This is a genomic window from Leptolyngbya sp. FACHB-261, from assembly GCF_014696065.1.
Lineage (GTDB): Bacteria > Cyanobacteriota > Cyanobacteriia > FACHB-261 > FACHB-261 > FACHB-261.
The window spans coordinates 102752-128177 of record NZ_JACJPL010000027.1 but is presented as its reverse complement, the minus strand read 5'-3'; the positions used below and the strand labels follow the sequence as shown (position 1 = coordinate 128177).

Sequence of the window (25426 nt, the reverse complement as noted above, 5' to 3'; positions counted from 1 at the left end):
TCCTATCACTGGATTCAGGTTGCTTCGGCCTGCCCGTTGGGATTAGGAGCTGAAACATCTCTGTAGTTTTGAATATGGTAAAGAGGCAATGGTGAGCCCAAGTTCAGGATTGAACCGAGTGTCTACTCGGTTATCAGAGAGCAGTGTGCTTCTTTTGCCTTGGTTCCGCATTTTCATTGTCATTCTGTTAGCGTTGGGAATCTTTTTTCGCTTCGTCAATCTAGACCGCAAGGTCTACTGGGGCGACGAGGCACTAACCTCTCTGCGCAGTTCTGGCTACACTGAGGCTGAACTGATCGAGAATGTCTTCAATGGTCGGGAAACGAGTATCAGCGAGTTGCGCCGCTATCAACAGGTCAATCCAGATAAAAACCTGGGGGACACGGTTCGAGCACTGTCTCTAGATGCACCGGAGCATCCTCCGCTTTATTTCGTGATGGCGCGGCTGTGGATGCAAGAGTTTGGCAACTCAATCGCTGTAAAGCGAGCCTTGCCTGCGGTCCTCAGCCTGCTCACGTTTCCCTGCCTCTACTGGCTTTGCCTAGAACTGTTTGGTTCGGCCTTGGTCAGTTGGATCGCTGTCGCCCTCTTTGCGGTCTCGCCCCTGCAAGTGTTGTATGCCCAAGAAGCACGGCATTACAGCCTCTGGACGGTGCTGACCCTACTGTCTAGCCTCGCCTTTTTACGCGCCCTGCGCTTGTCTGGCTCAAAGTCTGAGGCGATGTCCTGGGCAAGGTCCTGGGCAATGCCTTGGCCAATATATGGGGTAACGGTTGCGCTCCAGGTTTACACGGCTTTGTTGGCAGTACCCGTCATTTTGGGACATGGTCTGTACATTCTGCTCACTGAAGGCTTTCGCTGGAGTCAGAAGCTCAAGTCTTATCTGCTAGCTACGGGTGCTGGGCTGCTCTGTTTTGTGCCCTGGCTCCTGACTTTTTCCACGGCTTCCTCCAAGCCTGAGGTGTTAGCTACTGCACCTGAGGAAGCAATGGCCCCGCTGTCCCTGGCGAAATTGTTAGGTCGTGGTCTGAGCTACCTATTCTTCGATGTGCAGCTTGACTACGATAAGCCGTTTGCCTATCTGATGCCGCCCATTATTCTGCTGGTGGGTTATGCCATTTACTTTCTGCAGCGGCATGGTCCAAGGCGAGCCTCGTTCTTCGTTTGGATTCTGATTGCGAGTGTTGCCCTGCCCCTAATATTGCTCGATTTCGCAACTGGAACCGAGCGCTCCGCCAACGCCCGCTATCTGATGCCAAGTTTGCTAGGCATCCAAATTGCCGTTGCTTATCTCCTGGCCACTCAGCTCACGGCTAGAGAACCTTGGGCCTGGCGCACCTGGTCCTTGGTCATGGTGACCCTTCTCTCCTGTGGGATTGTTTCTTGTTCTGTTAGCACGCAAGCAGAAGCTTGGTGGAACAAGTATCACAGCTATTTCAACCCCGATGTCGCTGAGATTATCAACAAAGCGGAACGACCTTTGTTAGTTGGCGATGGTCTCTCGAATCTCGGCAATATTATGGCCTTGAGCCATCTGCTCGACTCCAAAGTACAGTTGCAGTTTTTTGTTAGGCCTGATATTCCGACAATTGCCTCTGCTGGCTATAGCGATGTTTTCGCCCTTAAACCGGGTGAAGATATTCGCAACAACCTAATGCAGCAAGGTTATGAGATCGAGCCTGTCTTCAGTGCCAAACATATGAAGCTTTGGCGCTTGCAGAAGTAGTAATGTTCATCAGGGTGTTTTTGCTCCGAGACCACAGATGGAGTTACCAATCCGTAACTTTCAGCTCACCTGCCTACGAGGTCTGGTAGTCGTCGCTTTGCTCTTGGGCTTATGCCTGCGTTTCGTCAATGTTGAGCACAAAGTCTACTGGTACGACGAGGTCTTTACCTCACTGCGCGCCGCTGGTTACACCGAAGCTGAAGCCGTTGAGCAATTCGTGGATGGGCGGGAGATTGAAGCGCAGAGACTTCAGCAGTACCAAAGCCCAGCACCTGAGCGAGACTTAACGGCGACTCTGCAATCTCTGGCTCAGGAGGATCCTCAGCATTCGCCGCTCTACTATGTGCTGGCGCACTTCTGGATGCGGCAGTTTGGTGATGGTGCTGCTGATATGCGACTCCTGCCCATCCTGTTCAGTCTGCTGGCGTTTCCCTGCCTCTATTGGCTGTGCCAGGAGCTGTTCGATTCGCCCTGGGTATCTGGGCTGGCAGTGGCGCTGATGGCGCTCTCGCCGTTCCAATTACTCCTGGCCCAGGAGTCGCGGCAGTACAGTCTGTGGGTGGCGACTATTTTGCTGTCGAGTGCAGCCCTGTTGCGAGCGCTCAGGTTGCAGACTTTGCTGGCTTGGGGGCTTTATGCTGCCACCTTAAGTTTGGCTCTTTACACCTATCTTTTCTCGGTGTTGGTTGCCGCAGGGCATGGCCTATATGTCCTGGCGACCCAGGGATTGCGCGGCAAAACGACACGGGCTTACTTGCTGGCTTCGCTGGCTGGGTCGCTGACGTTTCTACCCTGGTTGCTGGTCTTACTGGGCAATTGGTCCCAGGCTCTGGTTGCGACTGAAGCCCAGACTAAGAGTTTTGAATTGAGCTATTTGGTCAAGCGCTGGGCCTTAAATCTGAGCCTGATTTTTGTGGATTTTGATCTAGAACTGGGCCGGGATCCAGCTCTGAAATTCTTAATCCCGCTCGCTGTCCTGTTGGTGGGCTATTCGCTCTTCGTTCTAGTCCGAACTAGCCCTAAAACGACTTGGCTGTTTGTTCTAACCTTGATCGGCACAACCGCCCTAGCTCTAGCGTTGCCCGATCTGATTTTAGGTGGCAGACGCTCTAGCGTTGCCCGCTATTTAGCTCCCTGTTTTCTGGGCATTCGCTTGGCTGTGGCCTACTGTATTGCTGCTCACTTAACGACCTGGCATCAGTCGCCGTGGGGCCAATGGCAACAGCGGCTGGGTCAGCTCATGTTGGTGCTGGTTCTCAGCGGTGGCTTGCTCTCCTGTGTTGTCAACTCGCAATCCCAAACTTGGTGGAATAAAGGCAAGAGTTATGACAATCCTCAAGTGGCGCAACACGTGAATCAGGGTAGCAACCCCCTGATCTTGAGCGACGCTCGCATGGGCCAGTTGCTCTCGCTGAGCTACCTCCTAGACCCACATGTCCGCCTGCGCTTACAACCCACCTGTCATACCTGTACCTTAGAGTCTAGGCAGCTCCAACCGGATCTACTCGACGGTCTAGACACATTCAGCTCGGTGTTTCTATATCAGCCCTCTAAGCTGATGCGTTCGCAGTTGACTGAGCAGAATTATCAGCTCAAGCCTGTTGCCAAGCTGAAGGACCTCTGGCAGTTGGTTCCCTAGCTTTTCAAAGCTGAACAGCCTTGCTGCGCCTGGTTCGCAGAGGCACAGCCGCCAGTACGCCGTGTGAATACACCAGTACGCTGCGCTAATACAATAGAGGTATGCTCCAATCTTCCTCTGATGCTGCTCTGACGGCTGCGTCTACGGCACAGCCCCCCGTCACCCCTGCCGCAAACTCCGATGTTCTGCTGCTGGTGGATGGGCATTCCCTGGCCTTCCGCTCCTTCTTTGCCTTTGCCTATGGGCGAGAGGGGGGATTGCGCACCTCCACTGGCATTCCCACCAGCGTTTGCTTCGGCTTTCTCAAGGCTCTGTTGGAAGTGTTGGAGCGCGAGAAGCCCAAAGCGGTTGCGGTTGCCTTTGACCTGTCGACGCCCACGTTCCGTCACGAAGCGGACGCCACCTACAAAGAAGGGCGGGCTGAGACGCCTCAGGAGTTCATCAGTGACCTGGCCAATCTCAAGGAGTTGCTGAGGAGCTTGAACCTGGCCACCTGCTCGGCACCTGGCTTTGAAGCGGATGATGTGCTGGGCACTCTGTCGGCTCAAGGCAGCGCGGCGGGCTATCAGGTGAAGGTGCTGAGCGGCGACCAGGACATGTTCCAGTTAGTGGATCCTGATCGCCGGATTAGTGTGCTGCACCTCAGTAGCAAAGACCGAATTGCCGAATATGGTCCTGAGCAAGTGCAAGCCAAACTTGGCATCCGGCCCGACCAGGTTGTGGACTACAAAGCCCTGTGCGGCGATAGTTCAGACCGCATTCCCGGCGTCAAGGGCATTGGCGAAAAAACGGCGGTAAAGCTACTAAGTGAGTATGGCTCTCTAGACAATATTTTGGCAGCGCTGCCTGAGATGAAAGGGGCAGTCAAAAAGAAACTAGAGGAAGGCATCGAGAGCGCCCGTCACTCGCAGCACCTCGCCCGGATTGTGCAGGATGTGCCCCTGGCTTTGTCGCTGGATGAATGCAAGCTAACGGGTTTCAATGCCCAAGAAGTCATCGACAGTTTAGAGAAGCTAGAATTCCAGACCTTTGTCAATCAGATTCAGCGCCTGCAATCTGTATTTGGTGGGGCTGAGATACCGATTGAAGTTGCGCCTCGCCCCCAAGCCAAACGTCAGGCTCAGCCAGCCTTTGTGCCGCAGTTTGATGACGATGATTTGAGCTTCTTCAGTGCGGAAGAAACGGAGCAGTCACAGGCGGAGCCTGTGGTCAAAATTGAGCCGCAAATTATTGATACGCCTGAGAAATTAGCAGCGCTAAAAGCACGGTTACTCAAGCATCAAGATCCTGAGACGCCCATTGCCTGGGACACCGAAACGACAGCGCTGAGCCCTTTCGATGCCACCCTGGTTGGCTTAGGTTGCTGTTGGGGAGAGACAGCTACGGAGCTGGCCTATATTCCCATTGCCCATACTGCCGGTCAAACCCTAGATCTCGATCTAGTGCGCTCGGAACTGCGCGAGATTTTGGAGAGCGATGTTTATCCCAAAGTCTTGCAAAATGCCAAGTTCGACCGTTTGATTCTGCGCGGTCAGGGTATTGAACTACGCGGGGTGGTATTCGACCCGATGTTGGCGAGCTACCTGCTCGATCCAGAAACAGGCCACAGCTTGAGCGAGCTATCTCTGCGTTACTTGGGCATCCAAGCGCTGAGTTACAAAGATCTGGTCAAAGACAAAAAGCAAACCATTGCCGATATTTCTATTCCAGCCGTCGCTGACTACTGCGGCATGGATGTACATACGACCTACCGCTTGGTTCCCATCCTGCGCGAAAAGCTGGCAGAGTTTACAGAACTGAAGCAACTACTGAGCCAGGTCGAATTGCCGCTAGAGGCAGTTCTGGCAGACATGGAGTGGCAGGGCATCCGCATCGACAGTGCCTATCTGGCCGAGTTCTCTAAGGCGCTAGAAGAAGACCTCAAGAAAATTGAGATTCGGGCCTACGAGCAAGCTGGCGAGAGCTTCAATCTCAACTCGCCGCAGCAGCTCAGCAAACTGTTTTTTGAAAAGCTAAACCTAGACAAGAAAAAGTCGCGCCGCATGGCCAGTGGCTACTCAACCGATGCCGCTGTTCTGGACAAGCTGCAGGGTGACCATCCGCTGATCGACACGATTTTAGAGCACCGCACTCTGGCCAAGCTGAAATCAACCTATGTAGACACCTTACCAACCCTGGTGCGTCCAGATACGCATCGGGTTCACACTGACTTTAATCAGGCGATTACCGCAACTGGTCGGCTGTCCAGCTCCAATCCCAACTTACAAAACATTCCGATTCGAACGGCCTTTAGTCGCCAGATTCGCAAGGCTTTTATTCCTGAGCCGGGCTGGCTGCTAGTCGCAGCTGACTACTCACAAATCGAACTGCGAATTCTGGCCCACCTCACCCAGGAACCACTGCTGATTAAGACCTACAACCAGAATGAGGACGTTCACACCCTGACGGCCCAATTATTGCTGGGCAAGCAAGAAGTGAATTCCGAAGAACGGCGTCTGGCTAAGGTGATCAACTACGGTGTGATCTACGGGATTGGTGCTCAGCGCTTTGCCCGAGAGTCTGGCATTTCTATCCGGGATGCCAAAGCGTTTATTGATGCCTTCAAACTGCGCTATCCTGCCATCTTTGAATACATGAAGCGCATCGAAGATCAGGCGCAAGACCGTGGTTATGTCGAGACGATTTTGGGCCGCCGTCGCTATTTCCGTAACCTCAATTCCCTAGGGCCAGGGCAACGAGCAGCGCTACTGCGGGCAGCGGTTAACGCACCGATCCAAGGCACGAGTGCTGATATTGTCAAAATCGCCATGGTGAATTTGCACCGTTACCTCCAAGCCGAGGGTTGTCAGGCGCGGTTGCTCTTGCAGATTCACGACGAATTGGTTCTGGAAGTGCCCCGTGACGAGTGGCCGAGTTTAGAGCCGCAGATTAAGCAGATCATGGAATCAGCTGTGACTCTCTCTGTTCCCCTAGTAGCCGATGTCCACGCCGGTGACAATCTGATGGAGGCGAAATAGGTCGTTAAGTTAGGTCAGAGCTTTTGCCATCTTGTGCTTAGCTCGCTAACCGGCAGCTAGTAGGACGTTGAGCTCAGCGTTCCATACTAGCCTGCTCAGGGACCGGGACGATCCTACAGAGTGCCAGTTGTGCTCATACCTACTCAGCCGTCACTAGCTGGCGGATGCTCTAGCTTGGGACAATAGCAATTACAGGTCAGAAGACCCATCTAACCCTCAACCTTCAATCCCCAACACCTAATTCACCCCAATTCCACCCTGAAAAATAGCGCAACTCTTGTGTGAAAGCATTAGAGTGTCTTAAAGCAAGGTACGCCCAATTGTGGGGAAGGACCCGGCAGACAATGGTGGAAAAAGTGGTGGCTCGCAGCAGCCAGAACGGTGCTGCTCAGCGTGAGCTATTTGCAGTCGCAAGAACTGAGGCAGAACCCAAAACAGGTTCAATTCCTCCGGCCTCCCTAGCCACTGAGGCGGCTGAGCAGCAGGTGATTGGCACGGTCAAGGGGCCAGGGGAAAATGCCAGTCAGTATGTGTTTATCACCTCCAACAATCGGCTGGTCAAAATTGGTGAGTTTGTCTATTACTGTGTTCCCCAGCCTGGACAGGAACCATTAGAAATCCTGGGCAAGATTTCCGCCCTCAAACTCATTGAGCATCTGCCGGACCGTATTTTTGCTGACACCACAATCAGCCCCGAAGCCATTGCTGCTCTGATTGGCTTTCACTACTCCAATCCTGAAATCTACGAAGTAGTGGTGGATGTCATTGGCTACTTCAGCCCCAGCTTAGGGTTTATGAACCCTCGCAAAAGCCCAGACCCAGGGGCCAAAGTTTATCTCTGTAGTGACCTAACACTGCGACAAATTCTTTGCAAAAAACAGTCGGGAGAAGTCGGCTCCGCCACCATTGGCTCAATTTTGCTGCGTGAGTCTGGAGCTGTGCCTGTAGTGCTGGACGTTAAAGAACTGGTTAGCACCCACATGGCAATTCTGGCTGGAACTGGCTCGGGTAAGTCCTATACCGCTGGCGTACTCATTGAAGAACTGCTCCGTCCCTACAACCGCGCTGCCGTTCTAATTTTCGACCCACATGGTGAATATGGAACCCTCACAGAGTTGCGAGGACATCCCGCCTTTGCCACAGACGACGGCTACGCTCCGCTCGTGAAAGTGTTGGCTCCTAGCGAAGTCAAAATTCGCATTTCCTCGCTGGACTACTACGACTTGCTAACCCTGTTGCCGCCGATGAGCGACCGGCAGCAATCAATTTTGAGTAAAGCTCATGCTCAGTTGATCAAAAGTCGCGGTGGCTCCAAGCGTTGGGACATCCAGGATTTGATCGGCATGATCTTCGATGTCGACCGTTCGGTGGATGATGAGGGCAATGAAAAACCAGGCTCCTCGGCTCCCGCCCTGGAGTGGAAATTAGAAAAACTGGCTCGCTCATCCTACTTCCATGTCCAGGAGCACTTGGCTCCTAAAGACTTGTTTCAGCCGGGACAGGTTACCGTCCTGCAAATGAACGAAATCTCGCAAGAAGAGCAGCAGGTCATTTGTGCTGCAATTTTGCGGCAGACGAACCACGCTCGCATGAACACCCACAAAGGCAATCTGGAGGAGTCCGACGAGAACTTTTTGCCCTATCCAGTGTTCGTTTTGCTAGAGGAAGCTCATCGCTTCGCGCCAGCAGGCGAACCCTCCCGCTGTAAGCAAGTGTTACGCACAATTCTCAGCGAAGGGCGCAAGTTTGGTCTGGGCGTTGGTCTGATTACGCAGCGTCCCGGCAAGCTCGATTCTGATGTGCTGTCGCAGTGCATGAGCCAGTTCATCATGCGCATCGTCAACCCGGTGGACCAGGACAGCCTCAAATACGGCGTAGAAGCAGCGGGCCGCGACCTGCTTAAGGAGCTACCGGCCCTCACCAAAGGACAGGTGATTATCTCGGGACTCTGCGTGAACACGCCGGTTCTGTGCAAAGTCCGACAGCGAGCAACCAAGCACGGCGGCGAGACGCTAAACGCACCCGGTATGTGGCTGGAATACTTTCAAGGACATAACAAGCAAGAGCGCGAAGCTCGCACTGCTCCTGTGGCTAAGCGAGAACGCCCCAGGGTTGTCGGTGGCCTCAGTATCGACTAGCGCTGAAGGCTAAAGGGCATGCCAGACAGAGAAAGCCAATTAAGTCACTCACCCGGTCGGGTGATGCGGCTTAGCCTCATCGGGCGAAGTTGAAGCCTGAGCAAACAAATTAAGCTTTAGGAGCTTAACACTAAAGCCAAACTAACGTTCCCGGACGGATGCCTGCCATCCGGGTTTCCTCTTCCCAACCACCAAACATCGCTCCACCCGGTTCAGCTTGGCTGTCCGGGTTTTTGGATTTTTTAGACCTGCTCAAGTCTCAGCTTGATTTGGCGCTCAGTTCTATGCCTAAAGATAGAAGTTAAGGTTTGGCTGTACAGCAAGGCACGACTGGTTCGGCATTGAGCGCTTCTAGCCCGATGCTCCGCAGCAGGTCGGTCCAAGCCGTCAGTAGGCTGGGGTCAGTGGGGTTTGTACGGCGTAGTTCGGCAGCTATCGTGAGCGTGTCATACCAGAAGCCGTTGGCCCGGTAAAGAGCCAACTTCTGACGAGGCGGAGCAGTGGCGAGCTGCCTCTGCAGGGCAGAGCTGAGGTTGGAGCGTTGGATCCAGCCATCAACGAACACAGGCTCATTAGGGTTGCAGTACACCAGAAAGTACCAGTGATAAGGCTTATCTGGACTGAGTGGCGCCGCAGTCTCAGGCAACTGAACCCCAACCACACCGGGCAAAGTTCCTGCAAGCTCGGTCTTGTAGATAGTGTTGCCCTGGTCATCTTGCAGCACAAACTCAAGCGTTGGCTGAGGTTGCACCGCGTAGGGCACATAAAACCAAAAGCCGGGTCGCGCAGACGCCGTTGACCCCCAAACCAAGCTGGTGATTGATTCTGGATTGCTTTGAAGTATTGGATTACTTTGGCTTGGTATATTGCTCCGGCCTGGATTATTGCCTGAAAACAAAGGCACCAGCGCCGTCAGTGGCTTGGTTGTGCTTGGACACTGGCCGCGGCTGGCAGCACCCTGGCGTTGGCCGGGGGCCCCTTGTGGCGGCACTGGCGGCGGCACAAACTGCGCCAATCTTGTCGTGGGCGTTGGAGAACTTAGGGCAATCAAGGGCAGACCGGCCAATAGCCCTATAGCTAGGGCCAAGGTCAAGGGCGAGACTAAAAGAGTTTTCATATGACTGAGGCAGCTAAAGGGCCTAGAGAGAAGCGTTGAAGTAATTTGTGCAACCTATTCAAAAGACACTCATTCAAGAGATTGAGAAAGCTTCGTTGGTGAAAGGCGATGAGCCCTCGCACTACTGCTCCCTGCCAGCAGCGCCAGAGCTGACGGTACTAGGGGAACCCAAATGCCGCCAATTAAGAGCCCCCAGCAGGCGGTCAATAAGACACCGCCTGCTAGGCTGACAGCCAGAGCTAGATGTCGCACTGAACGGTGGCTACCCCAAACGGCTAGCCCACTGCCCAATAGCGACCAGCTCCAAATCCAGAGAATATCGCCCCAGAGTGGCCAGGTTCCTAATAGCGGTCGCTGGTCGAGAACGGCACTCAGCAGTTGGCTGACCATCTGCGCCTGAATTAACACACCTGGGATTTTTTGCTGGGGTCCCTGGCTGTAGGGTGTGGCCCAGTAGTCATTGAAACTTTGGGCAGTGACGCCAATTAGGACAATGCGGTCTTTCACCTGGTCCGGTCGAAGTTGCCCAGCCAAAATTTCGCTGAGGGTGACCTGGGGAGCAAAGTTTTGAGGGGACCGGTAGGAGCGGTAGTTGAGCAAAATCTGGTTGCCCCAAGCATCGATCTGCTGGTAGCCGCCTTGATGGGGCCGCAAGCGCTTCAGAACTGTGTTGCCCAACTGCAAGTTGCCCTCCGGCGTAAACTGGGGCAGTTTACCCTCAACCGCCAGGTAGCGAAAAGCCAACTGGGTGCTGAACGCGTAGGGTGTCGTGCAGGGTGAAGCGGGGTCGGGAGTCAGCGTGAGTAGGTGCCGGCGGAGAATGCCATCGTCATCGACCACCACATCACTGAAGCCTAACCGCTCTGATGGCACTTCTGGCGGCGGCGGCACCCCAGGGTTGCTACTGTCTGAATCGCTGACCTTACAAACGGCGATGAAATGCGGGTTGCGCTCCAGACGGTAAGCTAACTTCGTCATCTTGTCCGCCACCGGAAAGTCGCGATAGACATCCAAACCAATAGCTCGTGGCTGATACTGCTCAATCTTCTGCAATAACCGGTCGAGCGTTTGATCGGAGAGGGAACCGCGTCGCTGATCTGGATTCTGGGCCTGAACGTCGGCTTCGGTAATCGTGACCACGAGCAGGCGAGCGTCTGGAGCTTCGTCTGGACGCAACTGGATTAGTTGGTCAAAGGTTTTCAGTTCTAGGGATTGCAGCCAACCCCCATGCCGCAGACCTAACAAAACAGCAGTAATCCCCAGGCTGATGAGCAGAGCCGTGCGCCACTTGAGTTCTGGTTTTGGGGGTCTGAGCTGAGGTTTAGCGGGAGCCGAGCAGAGCGACTGCCAGGTGGGGGGAGCTTCTGCCGGATTCTGGTAAATGATTGGTAACCAGGTGGCACAGGGAAACTGGTCTTCCATGCCCTGCAAACGTTCCCGAGCCTCGCGCACGGCTAAATAGAAGGGTTGGCCGTCGGCAAAGGCTGCTAGAAAATACTTCAGAAAGGCTTGGGCGACTCGGTCTGGCACTGGCTCACGCATCACAATCAACTGCGGAATCTGTAGCTCCGCCAGTGCTTGCGCCAATCCCAGGCCATCACAGGAGTTGAAAATGGCAATTTTTAAGCCACGCTCGACCGCTTTTTTTAGCCCGTATTTGAGTTGGGCAATGGTTAAATGCTCGGTTGGGTTGATCGCAATGCAGCCATCCCCATTGGCAAGGCTTGAACTGTGGCCGGCAAAAAAGAGAATATCCCAGCCATCAGTTGCCCAGAGCTGATCGGTCAAATCTTGGCGTTGAGGTTCGACGAGAAAGTGCAGCTTCGCTTGAGGTAGCTGCTCTAATAAGGTGCGATCAGCTTGAGTATTGATGCCAATGCTATTGCCTAAAATCGCCAGGATTGTGGCTTGTTCTGTGGTTGCTGAGGGCCGTTGTAGCTGTTCATAAACGGGCGCACCCAAAGCCAATTCTGCCTTGGGATAACGCTCGATTAAATCCCAAAGATGCCAGGGCAAACGTTGAAGCCGCTGGTCTTCGGTTTGCAGAATAATGCGCACTTCATCCTGGGGCGTGAGCTTTTCTAGCCACTTCTCGCGCACTGGACGGAACGATTCGCTATTGAGCCAAATATTTAGATGCTCCAGCAGTTTCCCAGCGGCATTGGTGCAGTTTTCCAAGACAGAAACATTGGTGACTTGAGCTGCCGGTGCCTCTAAACGAGGTCGTAAATCTAAGCGACGGTAGGCGGCTTGCCACTGACCATAGAGCAAGAGCAACTCGGTGGCTGGTGGCAATTTGCCATTGATTTCTGAGGTAGGACGCTCGCCCTCCTCGCCAATTTGCAGTGTTACGGAAAAGCCCTGTTCAATCTTGCCGCCCAGCTTCAAAATGACTAACTTACCCACGGCTGTCTCCCTGAGCTAGTTAGAGCAAAAATGCTTCGGTGATACTGACTTCATCCAGTACCAGCTCAGCACTAAAGCGTTCGCCAGGACTACCCCGAAACTGCAATTGAATGTAGTTATCAGTGCTTCTGGATTGGGCCTCTAAAAAAACGGTGCCAAACTCGTCCAGCACAATCAGCCGCAGGTTAGTGGGTAGATAAGGATGCTCGCCAGTTGGATGAACCTGTAGGCGAACCTCTACCTTTAGGGTCTGAATTGAGGAATCTACAGGCGGTCGCAGTTCAACGACTAAAGCGAGGGGATGTTCTGCCAGTTGAATGCCAAAGTCAATCAATTTGGCGCGCCCAATCCAAAGCTCAGCCTGCTCTGGGTCCGGTTCAAAGGGTGGCTCAATGCTTCTAGATCTTCTAAAGGCTAAGTTGGCTGCTGAGGACTGAAAAATTGTCTCAATCGTTTGCCAACCCTCTTCAAAAGTATTTTGGATATTCTGCAACCACTGGCTCAAATTTACTGGACTCAAACTCACTGGGCTCAAATTGATCTGGTTCCCAGAAGTTAAGCGAGCCTGCTGAAGTCGATCGAGGTGAACCAAGAGAGCGTCGAGCGATTGCAACTGACTAATCGGTAGCGCAGCGACTGCCCTTGGCACAAAGCCTAATAGGGTTGCCTCCCGCAGTGAGTCCTGCATTTGAACAAATACATAACCGATGCGATCCTGCCAAACCTCCTCGGGAATCTGGCAGATTTGCTCCTGGGCTCGCAGCGGTCGGCATTCTAACCGTCCAGTGCCGACGACTGGCAGATCGGCGGTGTTAGCACACAGGCGCACGACTGGATTGCAAAGGTCGCTCTGTTGCAGGTCTGTGGCCATGCCCAGCATTTGCAAATAGTCATTCACGACCCAAACTGCCAGGGTGTTCAGACGAACCTGCTCTGCTTTTTCCGATGTGGGTTGCTGTGCCGCAAATTGCTGAGCTGTACGACGAGCTGTCTGTGTAATCGGCAAGGATATTCCGTCAAGATTTCCATTTGTCCTGTTAGCCATACTGGGCCTACCACTCTGCTATAGATATCCTTGCAATTCACCAAATTTACGCAGACGCGGCAAACATTGCCGTTGATAAAAGCTGCTCAACGTGGGAATTGGCAAGTTGAATTCTATAGATAGATCCTTCCAACTGGTTTCTGGAGGCAAGCGCCGTAGGATCAAGACTTGGCAATTCACTCGAGGGTGCCCCTGAATGTGGGTGCGGCGTAGTTCATCAGTGGCATCGTACTCAGCCCAGCGCTGGGTCGCTTCCAGAATCGGTGGAATATCAGCAGGCGCCTCTAACAGATCCAACGGATCGAGCAGATCGTCAGCGTCACCGTGACTACTCGCTTGCGTTCTGCGGGCTTGCTCAGTCTGGATCCGGTAATCTTGCAGCCGACGTTTGAGGTAAGCGTTCAGCCAGGTGCTAATACTGCTGCGGTTGGGGTCATAGGCTTCGCCAGTGGTGGCCTCACAGAGGTTGCGGCAGAAGTATAACCAGGTTTGTTGCAAGGCATCTTCGTAGTAGGGGGCGTACTCCTTCCAGAGCTTGCCCGACCGGAGCACAAGCCGAATGAGCTGGGTTAAACCTCGGCTGCGCTTCAGGCTGCCTGGTTTTTCTTGACAGGTTGTGATTACGAGTTGATGGAGTCGTGCCTCTAATTCATCCATAGCTGCCCGATGCCCCTAGGTGGTAATGTCGCTTCCCTGCGATCCGCGAGTGTTCAAGAACTTTAAAGCTCTGTGGGCTACTGCGCAAATCTCTCGCAAATCTTTGGGGCGAACCCATAAGTTGCTGATTTTGCGCTGGTCCTTCAGGCACTTCAGCAAGCAGCTTTGTCTTACTTTGTCTTAAAAGCTGCCAGCTCCCGAACCCTTATTCTTAAATTCTTATTGTTGAACCTTTAGATGAATTCGTGGATAAGTTTTTAGATAAGTTATTGGTTCTTTTCTCGGATAGCCTCTACACTTCAGGACACTTTTCAGGAAACGCTTCAGCACGGATCTAGCCCTGATAGGGTGCTAGATATGCGGTGTCTAAATTACGCCAGACTTGGGCCAGAATTAGGCCAGAATCCGACCCGCTTGTACATGCATCACTTGGGCGCTGGTTAGCCACTGGGCGTCAAAAGAACCGAGGTGTGTAGTTGTAATAATCGTTTGCACCCGGTCTTGAATGGCATCCAGCAGTTGGTTCTGACGGCGCAGATCAAGTTCTGCCAGCACATCATCAAGCAGCAACAAAGGTGGTTCACCAACTACTGCTTCAATCAGTTCCAGCTCTGCTAATTTCAACGCTAAAACCAGAGTTCGCTGTTGGCCTTGGGAGCCATAGGCCCGTGCAGGCGTTTCATTAATCGTCAGCGTGACCTCATCGCGGTGAGGACCAACTAAGCTAGTGCCCCTAGCCCATTCAGCCTCGGCTTTGGATTGCATCTCGTCCAGAAAAGCCTGTTGCACAACGACAGGATCGTCCAAGTTGAGCTCCGGTTGGCTGTGCAAGATCCGGGGTGTATATTGCACGGTTAGGGCTTCGCTTTGGCCACTGATCGAAGCATGCCAACGACAGGCCAGCGGCGCCAGGCGGGTCAGTAAGCGGGCCCGACGGCGGGTAACACGAGCCCCTGTTGTTGCCAACTGTGCATCCCATAACACGAGCTGTGAGCGGTCGGTTTCGCCCTGTCGTAGCAGGGCGTTGCGCTGGCGTAAGGCCTGAGCATACTGCTGCAAAATGTGCGCGTAGATGGGCTCCAGTTGCACCAAAACTGTATCTAACCAAACGCGACGACCCTCAGGGCCACCGCGCACCAAGTCGAGGTCCAGGCTAGAGAACAAAACCGCATTCAGATTGCCGAGAAAGTCGAGCTGACGGCGTAAGGTTTCACCATTGAGACGGGCTGTGCGCCGCCCATTGCTGCGCAAGATCAGCCCTAACTCCATGGCACTGCCCAAACGCTCAAGCTCTGCCTGTAGTTGTGCAGCTTCCTCTTCCTGACGCACCAAATCCCGATCCCGGGTGCAACGGTGGGAGCGCAAGGTCGCCAGCAATTCCACTGCCTCTAAGAGGTTGGACTTGCCCTGGGCATTGTCACCTACCAAAACCGTCTTGGGTGCAAAGAAGCGCACTGCCTGGTCTTGGTAGTTGCGAAACTGTCTCAGATGCAGCGACTTAAGGTACACCCAACTGCTGGATACTCGCTAGAACTGAGGCCAATTGATCATCCCCTGAACGACAAGTGGCTGCTTAAGACACTGGTACCAACACATGACACCGACACAGACCGTGATTTTACCAGTGTTGGAGTGGCCGCGTTGAGATGCAGGCAGGGTGGGTGACTCTGCTGCTATTTGCGTAGTTGTACTGAAACCGCTGTCATTAATGTCGCGCTAACTTTAGGCTCTGTTCTCATCAAGATATTGTGAAAGCTGTGGTTCTACGGATAAGACCTCCGTGCAATCACTGTAGCCTGGGTTTATAAGACACATGAAACAGTTCCGTATGTGTCTCGGTAATGACTACCCTTTGTGCACGATTAGAGGCCAAATGTACACTCACCGTGAGAGGTCTGCAGGATTCACGCTGATCGAGTTGCTGGTGGTTATTCTAATAACCGGGATTTTGGGGGCGCTAGTTCTACCAACCCTTCTAGGGCAGGTAACTCGGGCTCGTACCGCTGAGGCTCTAACGATTATGGGGGCTGTGCGTAAGGGACAAGAAATCCATTGGACTGAGAACTCCACTTACATTGCCGCTGGTGGTGTGCTTGCCAATGGCGAAACTCAGGTGGAGGACGGCAACTCCCAGGGTATTGTTCTGCAAGATGGCTGTAGCCAAACGGGGTTGTCACGGTTAGAAACTGGCCCCCGTGCTATGTGTGAGCGCTGGAAAATTGCTACCCATCCGACTGCTGACCCCACCAAGCTCAAGATCGCAATTGAAGGCAGAGCTGGAATGCCCACTGAGTTCTTGGGAGTCTACTTCGATGGCGGGTTAACCAGCAGTGACCTGTACATCGATCGCAATCCTAATCGCTAGGATTAAGCCTCAGGTCTCAGGCAACGAGTGCCGCAAACACGGTGAGTTATGCTCCCTGAACTGAGGCAGAACTTGGGCGTTGCAGTGGCGTTGCAGTGGCGTTGCAGAGGTGTCCGAAATCAGACTGTTTGAGCGTAGACTTCCAGTGACTGACCCGGACTCCAGTAATAAAACTTAGCGCTGAGTGATTAGGCTTAGCTGCACTAGGGGGGATCCCAGCGAGAGTTATCAAGCCCAGGCTATCTCTGTAGATGGATAGGACTGTTGTGCCTATAGGTAGACAGCAGACCCAGGTGAGGTCAATAGGATAGGGGCATAGCGATTTTGTTTAGGAGTATTAAGCAATGGCTACTGAATCCCCGATAAAGTCGGCTACCCCTACCACCGACGCCGCCAATATCGTTTCCTACGACCGCAACGCTTTCCTGTTTGGCTGGACTCCCCAAGCTGAAATCTGGAATGGCCGTTTCGCCATGATTGGCTTTGTTGCCTATCTGCTGTGGGATATTGCCGGTTACAGCGTAGTTCAGGATGTGTTGAACGTTGCTGATCAGCCCATCGCCATCCCTCCCGCTTTAATCATCGGTATTGTGGGTCTTCTGGCTGGTATTGGCGTCGCTATTCGTCTGAAGTTTGCAGCGGAAAACGCCTAAGACATAGCCAAAACAGCCTGAGCTGATTTAGCTTCTAATTCAACTTTCTAGGCTTGGCGTCTTTTGCCTTCAGCGTGCTTCAAACGTTTAAATTCTACATTTGCGTGTTGGCGCTGGAACTCAACCCTGAAATTCAGCAACTGGCTTCGCCGTACGGTGGTGACTTCTATTAACTAACGACGGTCAACCAACCAAGCAACCAACAAAACATTATTTAGAGGAACTGGGACATGACTCTCAAAACTGCTGACGTTACTCCTGCAATTGATCCCCTAGATCCAACTCATAGCCGCAACGAGTGGCGCTGGGGCTGGACACCTCAAACTGAAATTTGGAACTCTCGCTTTGCCATGGTTGGCTTTGTAGCCTACCTGCTGTGGGATTTGGCTGGTTATAGTGTTGTGCGCGATGTGCTCAACCTGATGAGCTACTCTTCCCCAGTTAGCTAAGCCCCAATTAGCTAAGCTAACTTTGCTCGGTTGAATTTGCTTGATTGAACTAGCCTCTTGAACTAGTTCGTGAACTCATTAATCTATTGAGACATTTTGAATAAGCGGCCTTGGAGATTTCCAGGGTCGCTTGTTTTTATGGTCTGCGTTCTTTGTCGCCTTTAAGGTTTGCCTGTGTTGGCCTGGGAGCTGGCGCCGACTGCCGTAAAATCCAAACAGTCAAAGTGGGGGAGCCATGAGTCATTCAAGTGATTGGAGCCACTCCTGGGGGAGAGAAGAGAGTCGGCCGCTGCTTTTTTGGTCACTGCTTTTTTGGCCACTGCTTTTGCTGGGCTTATCTGGTTGCCGTTCTGCTACTGCTCCGGATGCCCCAAACTCTGCCGCTGTAAGTTCTGCCACCCCTGGAATGACTGCAGCACCCACCGCTGTTATTCAGATCGCCAAAGACTATTTGCAAAAAGAAGAGGGGTTAGTCCAGGTGCCTGAGGTGGTTGAAAGTAACGCCGCTGCCTGGAATACTGCCGATCTTTGCCAAACACCAACTCCCACAGAGCCCGGCTACGCGATTCGGTTCAAAGCGGAAGCCAGCACCTATCAGGTCCACACCAACCAGGACGGCAGTCAGATTCAGATTTGTCAGGCGGAGCTCGATAGCCTCAGCAGCGCTGCCTACACTGGGCCGGGCTACAAGGTTGATTATCCTGTGGGCTGGCAGGTATTGGATGAGGGATTAGCGCCAGGCCAGCTCAGCCGAGTACGCTTTTTGCCTGGAGACGCTCCTGCTGACCCCTCGGCGGCAAGTTTATTTTTTCTGATTGAGCGGCAAGCCCAGGCTGAGCCTGAGGCAGCAGCACAGGCGACTTTAACGGCTCTAAAGAAAACGGCTGACTCTGTGCAAGATGTTCAGCTAGAAACCCCCAAGGCGGATACCAAGGGGCCAAGGGTAATTCAGACGCTAGTTTTAACGCAATCAGGACAGTCCTACCGTGTGCGCAGTGTTTATGTCAGGGGTGGCAGCAAGTCTTACCGGTTGACCTATCAAGCCCCAAGCAACGACCAGCGCTTTGACGAAGCGTTTGACCAGTTCGTTAATAGCTTTGCACCGATCAGCAAGCCGTAGAGGCAATAATGCTCTATCCCAAAAGACTGTCTCAACAAGTCTGTCCCAGCAAGCGGCTAAATCTTTCTGAAGCGGGGTGAATTCAATTGCGGATCCTCCTAAGGACACTTGCTTGGGTTAGCACTTCCTGATTTCTACTAAGAGAGATACAGCGCAAGACACAGCCAAAGAAGTGGCCAACGATTGAATATGCTCAGACTGATCCGCTCTCAGCTACTGCAATCCGGTATTGCAGTGCTGACCGTTGGGCTAGCGCTGTTGCTGACGCTGCTGCTCCAACGCCTGCTGGACCTGACCACATTTGCTCTGTTCTATACAGCTGTTGCGGTCTCGACTGGGTACGGCGGCTTAAGATCGGCCTTGCTAGCAATTGGGTTGTCAACGCTGGCAACGCTTTGTTTTGTCGTTGCCCCTGATGCCGGGCTAGCTGGCCTCAGCCAGTTGCGTTTGACTGACTGGGTTCGTTTGGGCTTATTTGTGCTGGTGACGTTGCTGCTGAGCTTGCTCAATGCCCGGGCTCGCAGGGGCCAACAGCGCTCACAGGCCAGTTTGAAATCACTGCAGTTAAGTGAAGAACGCTATCGCCGCATTATTGACACTGCTTATGAAGGAATCTGGGCTTTTGACGCTCAGGGATACACCGAGTATGTCAATCAACGCTTGGCTCAGATGTTGGGCTACCGCGTCGAAGAAATGCTGGGCCGCTCGATCTTTGACTTTATGGATGAGGCAGTTCAGCCTCAAGCACAACGCAATCTAAAACGCCGTCAGCAGGGCATCAGGGAGCAATTTGATTTTCGCTATCGTCACAAAGACGGCTCTGATTTTTGGGCGATTGTTTCTTCCAATCCGATCCTCAGCAGTAGCGGTGAGTTTTTAGGCGTACTGGCCATGCTCACTGATGTCACCGAGCGTAAGCAGGCTGAGGATGCGCTAAGGGCTAGTGAAGCCCGTTTTCGGTGCGTAGTGGAGTCCAACATTATTGGCATCAACTTTTCGGATTCTAAGGGTTATATCACTGACGCCAACGACGCCTTCCTCGCCATCGTGGGCTATAGCCGTGCAGAACTGTGTTCTGGCAAAGTGCAGTGGGCCGCAATCACGCCCCAAGAACATCTGCAACTAGATGAGCGAGCCCAACGAGAAATAGAGCGCACGGGGGCATTCAGACCCTTTGAGAAAGAGTTTGTCCGTAAGGATGGTAGCCGGGTACCGGTGCTAATTGGCGGTGCCCGTTTAGAAACCTCATCGAGCCTCACAGTTTGCTTTACTTTGAACCTGACCGAACGCAAACGGGCTGAAACTGCTTTGCGGGAAAGTCAGAAACTATTCCAGAACTTCATGAGCAATATCCCTGCTACCGCTTTCATCAAGGATGAAGCAGGGCGTTATCTCTATGTCAATCGTCTGGCTGAGCATTTGTTCAACCGACCGGCAGGAGAATGGCTGGGCAAAACAGATTTTGACTTTTTTCCGAGTGAAACCGCACAGCAAGTTCGGGACAACGACCTAGCAGCCCTGGCTGGAGAACAAGCGATTGAGCGCTTAGAAACTTCGCGCAGTGAGGACGGTGAGCATTACTGGCTGTCTTTCAAATTTCCAATGCAAGATGCTCTAGGGCGGCGCTTGCTGGCCGGTACCTCGATCAACATCACCCAACAAAAGCGGGCCGAAGCCGAACGCGAGCACTTACTGAAGCAATGGCAAGACGAACGCCGTTTACTGCAAGCGGTGTTGCAGCAGATGCCAGCTGGCGTGATGCTTGCTGAAGCCCCCTCGGGCAGGCTGATTTTGGGTAATGACCAGGTCGAGCAGATTTGGCGACGTTCGTTTCTAGCCGCCACAGGGGTCGAGCAATATTCGGTCTACCCGGGCTTTCATGACGATGGGCAGCCCTATCACCCCGACGAGTGGCCACTGAGCCGTTCCATTCAGAGAGGCGAGGTGGTGCTTGGCGAGGAGATCACGATTCTGCGTGGGGACGGCACCTACGCAACCCTGCATGTGAATTCAGCTCCCATCCGGGACCAGGAAGGGCAAATCGTTGCAGGGGTCGTGACGTTCTACGACATCAGCGAACGCAAGCAGATTGAGCAAGCCTTGCAACGGGTGCAGGCCGAGTTAGAACAGCGAGTCGAAGCGCGAACGGCTGAGCTGCAGACCGTTAACACCAGCCTGGAGCAGCGAATTGCCGAGCAAATACGAGCAGAGCAAGCCCTGCGCCGCAGTGAAGAACGCTTCCGCAGTTACTTTGAACTGCCGCTGATTGGCATTGCAATCACCTCCCTGGAGAAGGGCTGGATCGAGGTGAATGACAAACTGTGCGAGTTTTTCGGTTATTCCCGCTCCGAACTCATGCGGATGACCTGGGTGGAACTGACGCATCCTGAAGACATGGAAGCCGATGTCGCCCAGTTCAATCGGGTTTTGAGCGGCGAGCAGGAAGGCTACTCAATCGATAAACGATTCATTCGCAAAGATGGCACCGCGGTTTACGCCAGCATCTCTACGCGCTGTCTGCGCAATCTTGACGGTTCCATTGATTACTTCGTTGCCCTAGTTCAAGATATTACCCAGCGCAAAGCGGCTGAGGCTGAAATTCAAACCCTCAACGCCCAATTGGAGCAACGCATCAACGAGCGCACCGCCCAACTTGAAGCCGCCAATCAGCAAAAAGATCAACTACTGGTGCGTGAGCAAGCCGCCCGTCGAGAAGCAGAAGCCGCCAATCGCTTGAAGGATGAATTTCTCTCGGTGCTCTCCCACGAAATTCGCACGCCTCTGAATGGCATGTTGGGCTGGGCGCAACTGTTGCGTCGCGGCAGGCTGAATCCTGATACCACTGCCCGCGCGCTGGAAACGATCGAACGCAATGCTCGGGCGCAAGCTCAATTGATCGACGACTTGCTCGACGTCTCACGCATTATTCAGGGCCAGCTCCGCTTGGAGATTCAGCCCTGCAATTTAAGTTCGGTTTTAGAAACAGCCATTGAAACCATTCGCCCCACAGCAGAAGCCAAACAAATTACCCTGAGTTATCAACGTCAAGCAGAAGTCCTTCTGGTCCGAGGCGACGCTAGCCGCTTACAACAGGTCGTGTGGAATCTGCTCTCTAATGCCGTAAAGTTCACGCCCCAAGGTGGGTGGGTTGAGGTCCGGTTAGGGCGTTTGGCCTCGCAAGTGCAGATTCAGGTTCAAGACACTGGCATTGGCATCCCAAGCGAGTTCTTGCCGTTCGTCTTCGACCGCTTTCGACAGGCGGATAGTGCCACAACTCGTAACCACGGCGGTTTGGGCTTGGGGTTAGCAATTGTCCGCCACTTGGTCGAACTTCACGGCGGTACCGTTGCGGTCGATAGCGCAGGGCCGGGTCAGGGGACAACTTTTAGCGTACAACTGCCATGCCTGGCCACAACACAGCCAGCGCAGCTAGCTCAACCTGAGCCTGAGCTTAGTCTTAGCTATGACAAAGCCCCTTCCTTGAGCGGCTTGCGAGTATTAGTAGTCGACGATGAAGCCGATGCCCGAGACTTGCTGGTTACAGCCTTAACGGTGAATGGCGCTGAGGTGATAGCTGCTGCTTCTGTCGTTGAAGCGCTATCTGCTCTGAAGCGAGTTCCCCCTGACATCTTACTTAGCGATATTGGCATGCCCAATGAAGATGGCTATGCCCTAATTCACAAGGTACGGGCTCTGGAGTTGGGCCAGGGCGGTAAAATCCCAGCAGTAGCTCTAACTGCTTACACCCGTAAACAAGATCGAGAACGCGCTTTGCAGGCTGGTTTTCAAAGTCATTTGGCCAAACCCGTCAACCCTACTGAGCTCGTTGAGCTAATCGCCAGTCTGACCGGACGTGCAACTAGCCAACATTGAGCGGGTTGTCAGCATCCATCACAAAGCCGTGGACTAGAACACTTCTCCAGGGGGAAGGCAAACGGTAGAATGACGAAAAACAGTAGCGTCAGCGCTTTAGGGATTTCTTGTAGATCATTCTACGACCCGCGTACCTTCTGCTATCTCAAGAGGCATTGTCGATAGTCATGAGTGTAGTTAGCCAAATTCTTCTTCAAGCAGACGATGAACTCCGTTATCCGACGCTGGATGAACTCCAGAACATCCGGGACTTCCTAGTCACTGGCAGTCAGCGCATTCGCATTGCGTCTACTCTGGCTGAAAACGAGAGCAAGATTGTCAAGCAGGCTAGCGGTGAACTCTGGAAAAAACGCCCAGATTTCATCTCGCCAGGTGGCAACGCCTACGGCGAACGGCAGCGAGCTCTCTGCTTGCGCGACTACGGTTGGTACATGCGCCTGATCACCTACGGCGTGCTGGCTGGCGACAAGGGACCGATTGAAAAGATCGGTTTGATCGGCGTACGCGAAATGTACAACTCTCTGGGTGTACCAGTACCCGGTATGGTTGAAGCGATTCGCTGTCTAAAACAGGCGTCATTGGCGCTGTTGAGCGAAGAAGATGCGGTCGCAACAGCTCCCTACTTCGACTACATTATTCAGTCGATGTCTTAGGGCTGACGTCTTAAGGCAACTGTGCTCTGAGGCAGTTCCAACCCTGTTTCCTGGCGTAGTTCTCGGCCCCACTGGCTGGAGTGCCATTGACAGACTTTGAGTTTGTTAGGGTGCTTCGGGTGAGTGGGGCTATTCCGTGTTTATTCCCTGACTCAAGTTCATAAACCGAATCCACAGCTCAAATTTAAGCGCAACTTCAGAGGCTTCACTTTTGCCCGCAGTTGCGCTTGCGCTTGCGATTGAGCGTGATAGACTGACTGCAAAAATTGCACAAAACCAATACGCAATTTGTGGGGAGATGTGTCATGGCCAGAAATTGGCAGACTGCAACGATATCAGCAGCAACCATGCTGCCTTTGGCATTAGCTCCCCTGCTGTTATCCAGCGCGACTGAGCCACTTCTAGCGCAAACCACCTTTTATCCTGGCACTGAGAATCTAGCGCCGCCTGCTTCTGCTTCTCCCTACAGCACGCCCTACGCACCTCTGCCCAGCGTCGTGGGAGCCTATCGAGTTTTTGTCTCTGGCTCTGACCCGTTAACGCTACAACAGGTTCGGCAAATCCGGCCAGATGCTTTCATTGACCGCCGCAGCTTTCCTGCCGTGATTCAAGCAGGGCGTTTTGCGCAGCAATCCAATGCCTTTGTTTTGCGTGACCAGTTGCAGCGGCAGGGGCTCACAGCTCAGATCGACAACGCTAGCGCCGCCACCACAACTCTGTCGGTGCCCTCCCTGCCACTTGAAACTCTGCCCAACGATCCTGGCCCTGGCATCCCGATAGGCCCTAGCGGGAATACCGCCAACACGAGCATTCCCGCTACACCCTTAGCCTTGGGTAGCTCCGATTCCAGCTTTGCGCCACTGACGTCAGGCAACGAAATAGAAATCAGCCGCCTGGGTGCCGGCGCTGGCGCTGGCGCTGGGGTTGCTACTCCTAGCAGTTTGTATTCGACCAACCCGCCCCTATCCAGTAACGTCCTGCCCACCGAAGCCTACTATTCTTCCACACGCGCTCCTGGTCCTTCGCCCACGTCTGTGAGCCTGCCCGTGCTCAGTGAGCCTTCAACACCGCCGCCTCGCTCTCCCAATCGCTACGTTACGGCAGTTCCGACAGGCTCGGTTGATACCCTGGCACGGGTGCGACGCGCCTATCCTCGGGCTTGCTTCCAAACTTCTCGGTTGGGCACCTTCATCCAGGTTGCAGATTCCGGTAGTCGTCGGGATGTCGAATTGGTCAAAGACTACTTACGTGCCCAAAATGTCGATGCCCGAGTAATCTACTACCGGCAAGAATCTGCACCGCCTCCGCTTACAGGTCCCCAGGCTGACAATGCCTGTCCGGGTGCCGTGGTCCGCCGCTCTCGCTAGCTAGTTTCTAGTTAGAGGCTTCTAATACTTCTTCTAAGCCTGTTCTAAGCCTAAGGCGCCTAATACTCGCCTAATGATGGTGTTTAATACTGGGGCACTGAAGCATCAACCCGTTGGGAGTAGGCAGCAATGCCCCCAGCCAGGTTTTGCACGTTAGTAAAGCCCTGGCTGGCTAGCCAGTAGCACATCTGAGCAGAGCGCATACCGTGATGGCACATCACAATCGTCTCGCGCGCTGGGTCCAGATGGTTTTGAATCTGACCTGACCACTCAGCAAACTGACTCAGCGGCAGATTAATGAAGCCGTCCAGTTGGGCCAGCTCTAACTCTCCAGGCTCCCGCACATCAACTAACTGAGGTAGTTGGGACTCCTGCCCAGTAGCAGAGCTATCGGCAGCATAACGCTGGGCAAATTCTTCGACACTGATTTCACGAATGGAATCGGCAGACATGGGGGCACCAGGGCTTAAGACAAGCTAGAGACAAGACAATCAAGAACTATTAAAAACTACGCTAGCTCGAATCCCTGTCCAATCCTTGGTTGGCTCCCTGCTTGACTTGGGCTAATGCTGGTTAGGTAGGTTCTCGCCCTGCGCGTCAAGCTGAGCGCTGGCTGGCTCAGAGTAGCTGGGCTCAGACTGCTCAGGCTCGTGCGTACCTGGCTCCGGAATGTCTGCTGGACGCGATTTTTGATCTAGAAATTGCTTGAGTCCCGCTTGCCGATTGTGCATAAAACGGTTCCAGAAGCCCGGAGTTGAATTATCGGTGGTCTTGAGCAGAGACCAAATCTCCAACGCCATCTGGTTGTATAGGGACTGGTCCGCCTGCCGTAGGGCTCCCACTGCTTCATCGGTTGGCTTGACCATTCGTGTTGACCCGGAAGAGACGTTGGGGAGCTGTGTATTGACCTGTAGATTGGCCTGTGGGCTGGCCTCAGGCCTGCTTGTGCTGGGTTGCTGCGTCATACATAAAGGGCGGCAGACAAAGAGCCAAGTGGAACCCTCAAGCGGAGTCCACTCCAAGATTGTGACCGCTTCAGGCTGCTTTCGCACGCTGACTTGGCAAATTGTCCGGCTGGCACTTTATCCGATTGACATCAGTCGCGGCTAGTTGATGACTGGCTCGAACCTGTTTCAGCTGAGGTTGAGCTGCTAAGCGCCAAAGATGACGACAGGAGCCCTAGAAAAACCAATTCTGCTCG

General features: G+C 53.4%; 18 protein-coding genes. 11 read left to right on the top strand and 7 right to left on the bottom strand.

The window, feature by feature from the left end; genetic code table 11:
* Window positions 1–118 precede the first annotated feature (118 nt).
* From H6F94_RS20225 to H6F94_RS20210, 4 genes are all read left to right on the top strand, one after another.
* Entirely contained in the window at window positions 119–1726 is a 1608-nt protein-coding gene (locus tag H6F94_RS20225; RefSeq protein WP_190804066.1) for a glycosyltransferase family 39 protein, read from the top strand.
* Window positions 1727–1763: 37 nt separating this feature from the next.
* Window positions 1764–3365, top strand: coding sequence for a glycosyltransferase family 39 protein (locus H6F94_RS20220; RefSeq protein ID WP_190804065.1), 1602 nt, complete (start codon window positions 1764–1766; stop codon window positions 3363–3365).
* A gap of 101 nt (window positions 3366–3466) precedes the next feature.
* Entirely contained in the window at window positions 3467–6382 is a 2916-nt protein-coding gene (gene polA, locus H6F94_RS20215; RefSeq protein WP_190804064.1) for a DNA polymerase I, read from the top strand.
* 344 nt (window positions 6383–6726) lie between these two features.
* Entirely contained in the window at window positions 6727–8520 is a 1794-nt protein-coding gene (locus H6F94_RS20210) for an ATP-binding protein (protein WP_190804063.1), read from the top strand.
* Between the two features lie 301 nt (window positions 8521–8821).
* Here H6F94_RS20210 and H6F94_RS20205 read toward each other — a convergent pair whose 3' ends face one another.
* From H6F94_RS20205 to recF, 5 genes are all read right to left on the bottom strand, one after another.
* Complete coding sequence (locus tag H6F94_RS20205) at window positions 8822–9637, bottom strand: DUF928 domain-containing protein (protein ID WP_190804062.1); 816 nt, start codon at window positions 9635–9637, stop codon at window positions 8822–8824.
* A gap of 69 nt (window positions 9638–9706) precedes the next feature.
* The gene (locus H6F94_RS20200; protein WP_190804061.1) at window positions 9707–12043 is read right to left on the bottom strand and encodes a CHASE2 domain-containing protein; all 2337 of its coding nucleotides are present in this window, start codon (window positions 12041–12043) and stop codon (window positions 9707–9709) included.
* Window positions 12044–12062: 19 nt separating this feature from the next.
* Window positions 12063–13049, bottom strand: coding sequence for a DUF1822 family protein (locus H6F94_RS20195; protein WP_199320560.1), 987 nt, complete (start codon window positions 13047–13049; stop codon window positions 12063–12065).
* A gap of 57 nt (window positions 13050–13106) precedes the next feature.
* Window positions 13107–13745, bottom strand: coding sequence for a sigma-70 family RNA polymerase sigma factor (locus tag H6F94_RS20190; RefSeq protein WP_190804059.1), 639 nt, complete (start codon window positions 13743–13745; stop codon window positions 13107–13109).
* A gap of 393 nt (window positions 13746–14138) precedes the next feature.
* Complete coding sequence (gene recF / locus H6F94_RS20185; protein WP_190804058.1) at window positions 14139–15254, bottom strand: DNA replication/repair protein RecF; 1116 nt, start codon at window positions 15252–15254, stop codon at window positions 14139–14141.
* 364 nt (window positions 15255–15618) lie between these two features.
* Between recF and H6F94_RS20180 the strand changes: the two genes are divergently transcribed.
* The 7 genes from H6F94_RS20180 to H6F94_RS20150 all read left to right on the top strand — a co-directional run bounded on the left by H6F94_RS20180 (window position 15619) and on the right by H6F94_RS20150 (window position 24225).
* Window positions 15619–16110 carry a type IV pilin protein gene (locus H6F94_RS20180; RefSeq protein ID WP_190804057.1) on the top strand — a complete coding sequence of 164 codons (492 nt, stop codon included), beginning with the start codon at window positions 15619–15621 and terminating at the stop codon, window positions 16108–16110.
* 344 nt (window positions 16111–16454) lie between these two features.
* Complete coding sequence (locus tag H6F94_RS20175) at window positions 16455–16763, top strand: chlorophyll a/b-binding protein (RefSeq protein WP_190804056.1); 309 nt, start codon at window positions 16455–16457, stop codon at window positions 16761–16763.
* Between the two features lie 230 nt (window positions 16764–16993).
* Window positions 16994–17212 carry a high light inducible protein gene (locus tag H6F94_RS20170; RefSeq protein ID WP_190804055.1) on the top strand — a complete coding sequence of 73 codons (219 nt, stop codon included), beginning with the start codon at window positions 16994–16996 and terminating at the stop codon, window positions 17210–17212.
* 406 nt (window positions 17213–17618) lie between these two features.
* Window positions 17619–18332 carry a hypothetical protein gene (locus H6F94_RS20165; RefSeq protein ID WP_190804054.1) on the top strand — a complete coding sequence of 238 codons (714 nt, stop codon included), beginning with the start codon at window positions 17619–17621 and terminating at the stop codon, window positions 18330–18332.
* Between the two features lie 189 nt (window positions 18333–18521).
* A complete protein-coding gene (locus H6F94_RS20160) occupies window positions 18522–22205 on the top strand; it encodes a PAS domain-containing hybrid sensor histidine kinase/response regulator (RefSeq protein WP_190804053.1) in 3684 nt (1227 codons plus the stop codon).
* A 167-nt stretch (window positions 22206–22372) separates the two neighbouring features.
* Entirely contained in the window at window positions 22373–22858 is a 486-nt protein-coding gene (locus tag H6F94_RS20155; protein WP_190804052.1) for an allophycocyanin subunit alpha-B, read from the top strand.
* A gap of 305 nt (window positions 22859–23163) precedes the next feature.
* Window positions 23164–24225, top strand: coding sequence for a hypothetical protein (locus H6F94_RS20150; protein WP_190804051.1), 1062 nt, complete (start codon window positions 23164–23166; stop codon window positions 24223–24225).
* A gap of 83 nt (window positions 24226–24308) precedes the next feature.
* Here the strand turns inward: H6F94_RS20150 and H6F94_RS20145 are convergent, their stop codons facing one another.
* The gene (locus H6F94_RS20145) at window positions 24309–24677 is read right to left on the bottom strand and encodes a rhodanese-like domain-containing protein (protein ID WP_190804050.1); all 369 of its coding nucleotides are present in this window, start codon (window positions 24675–24677) and stop codon (window positions 24309–24311) included.
* Window positions 24678–24788: 111 nt separating this feature from the next.
* Window positions 24789–25190: a hypothetical protein gene (locus tag H6F94_RS20140; RefSeq protein ID WP_190804049.1), complete on the bottom strand. Its 402-nt coding sequence runs from the start codon at window positions 25188–25190 to the stop codon at window positions 24789–24791.
* Window positions 25191–25426: the final 236 nt, after the last annotated feature.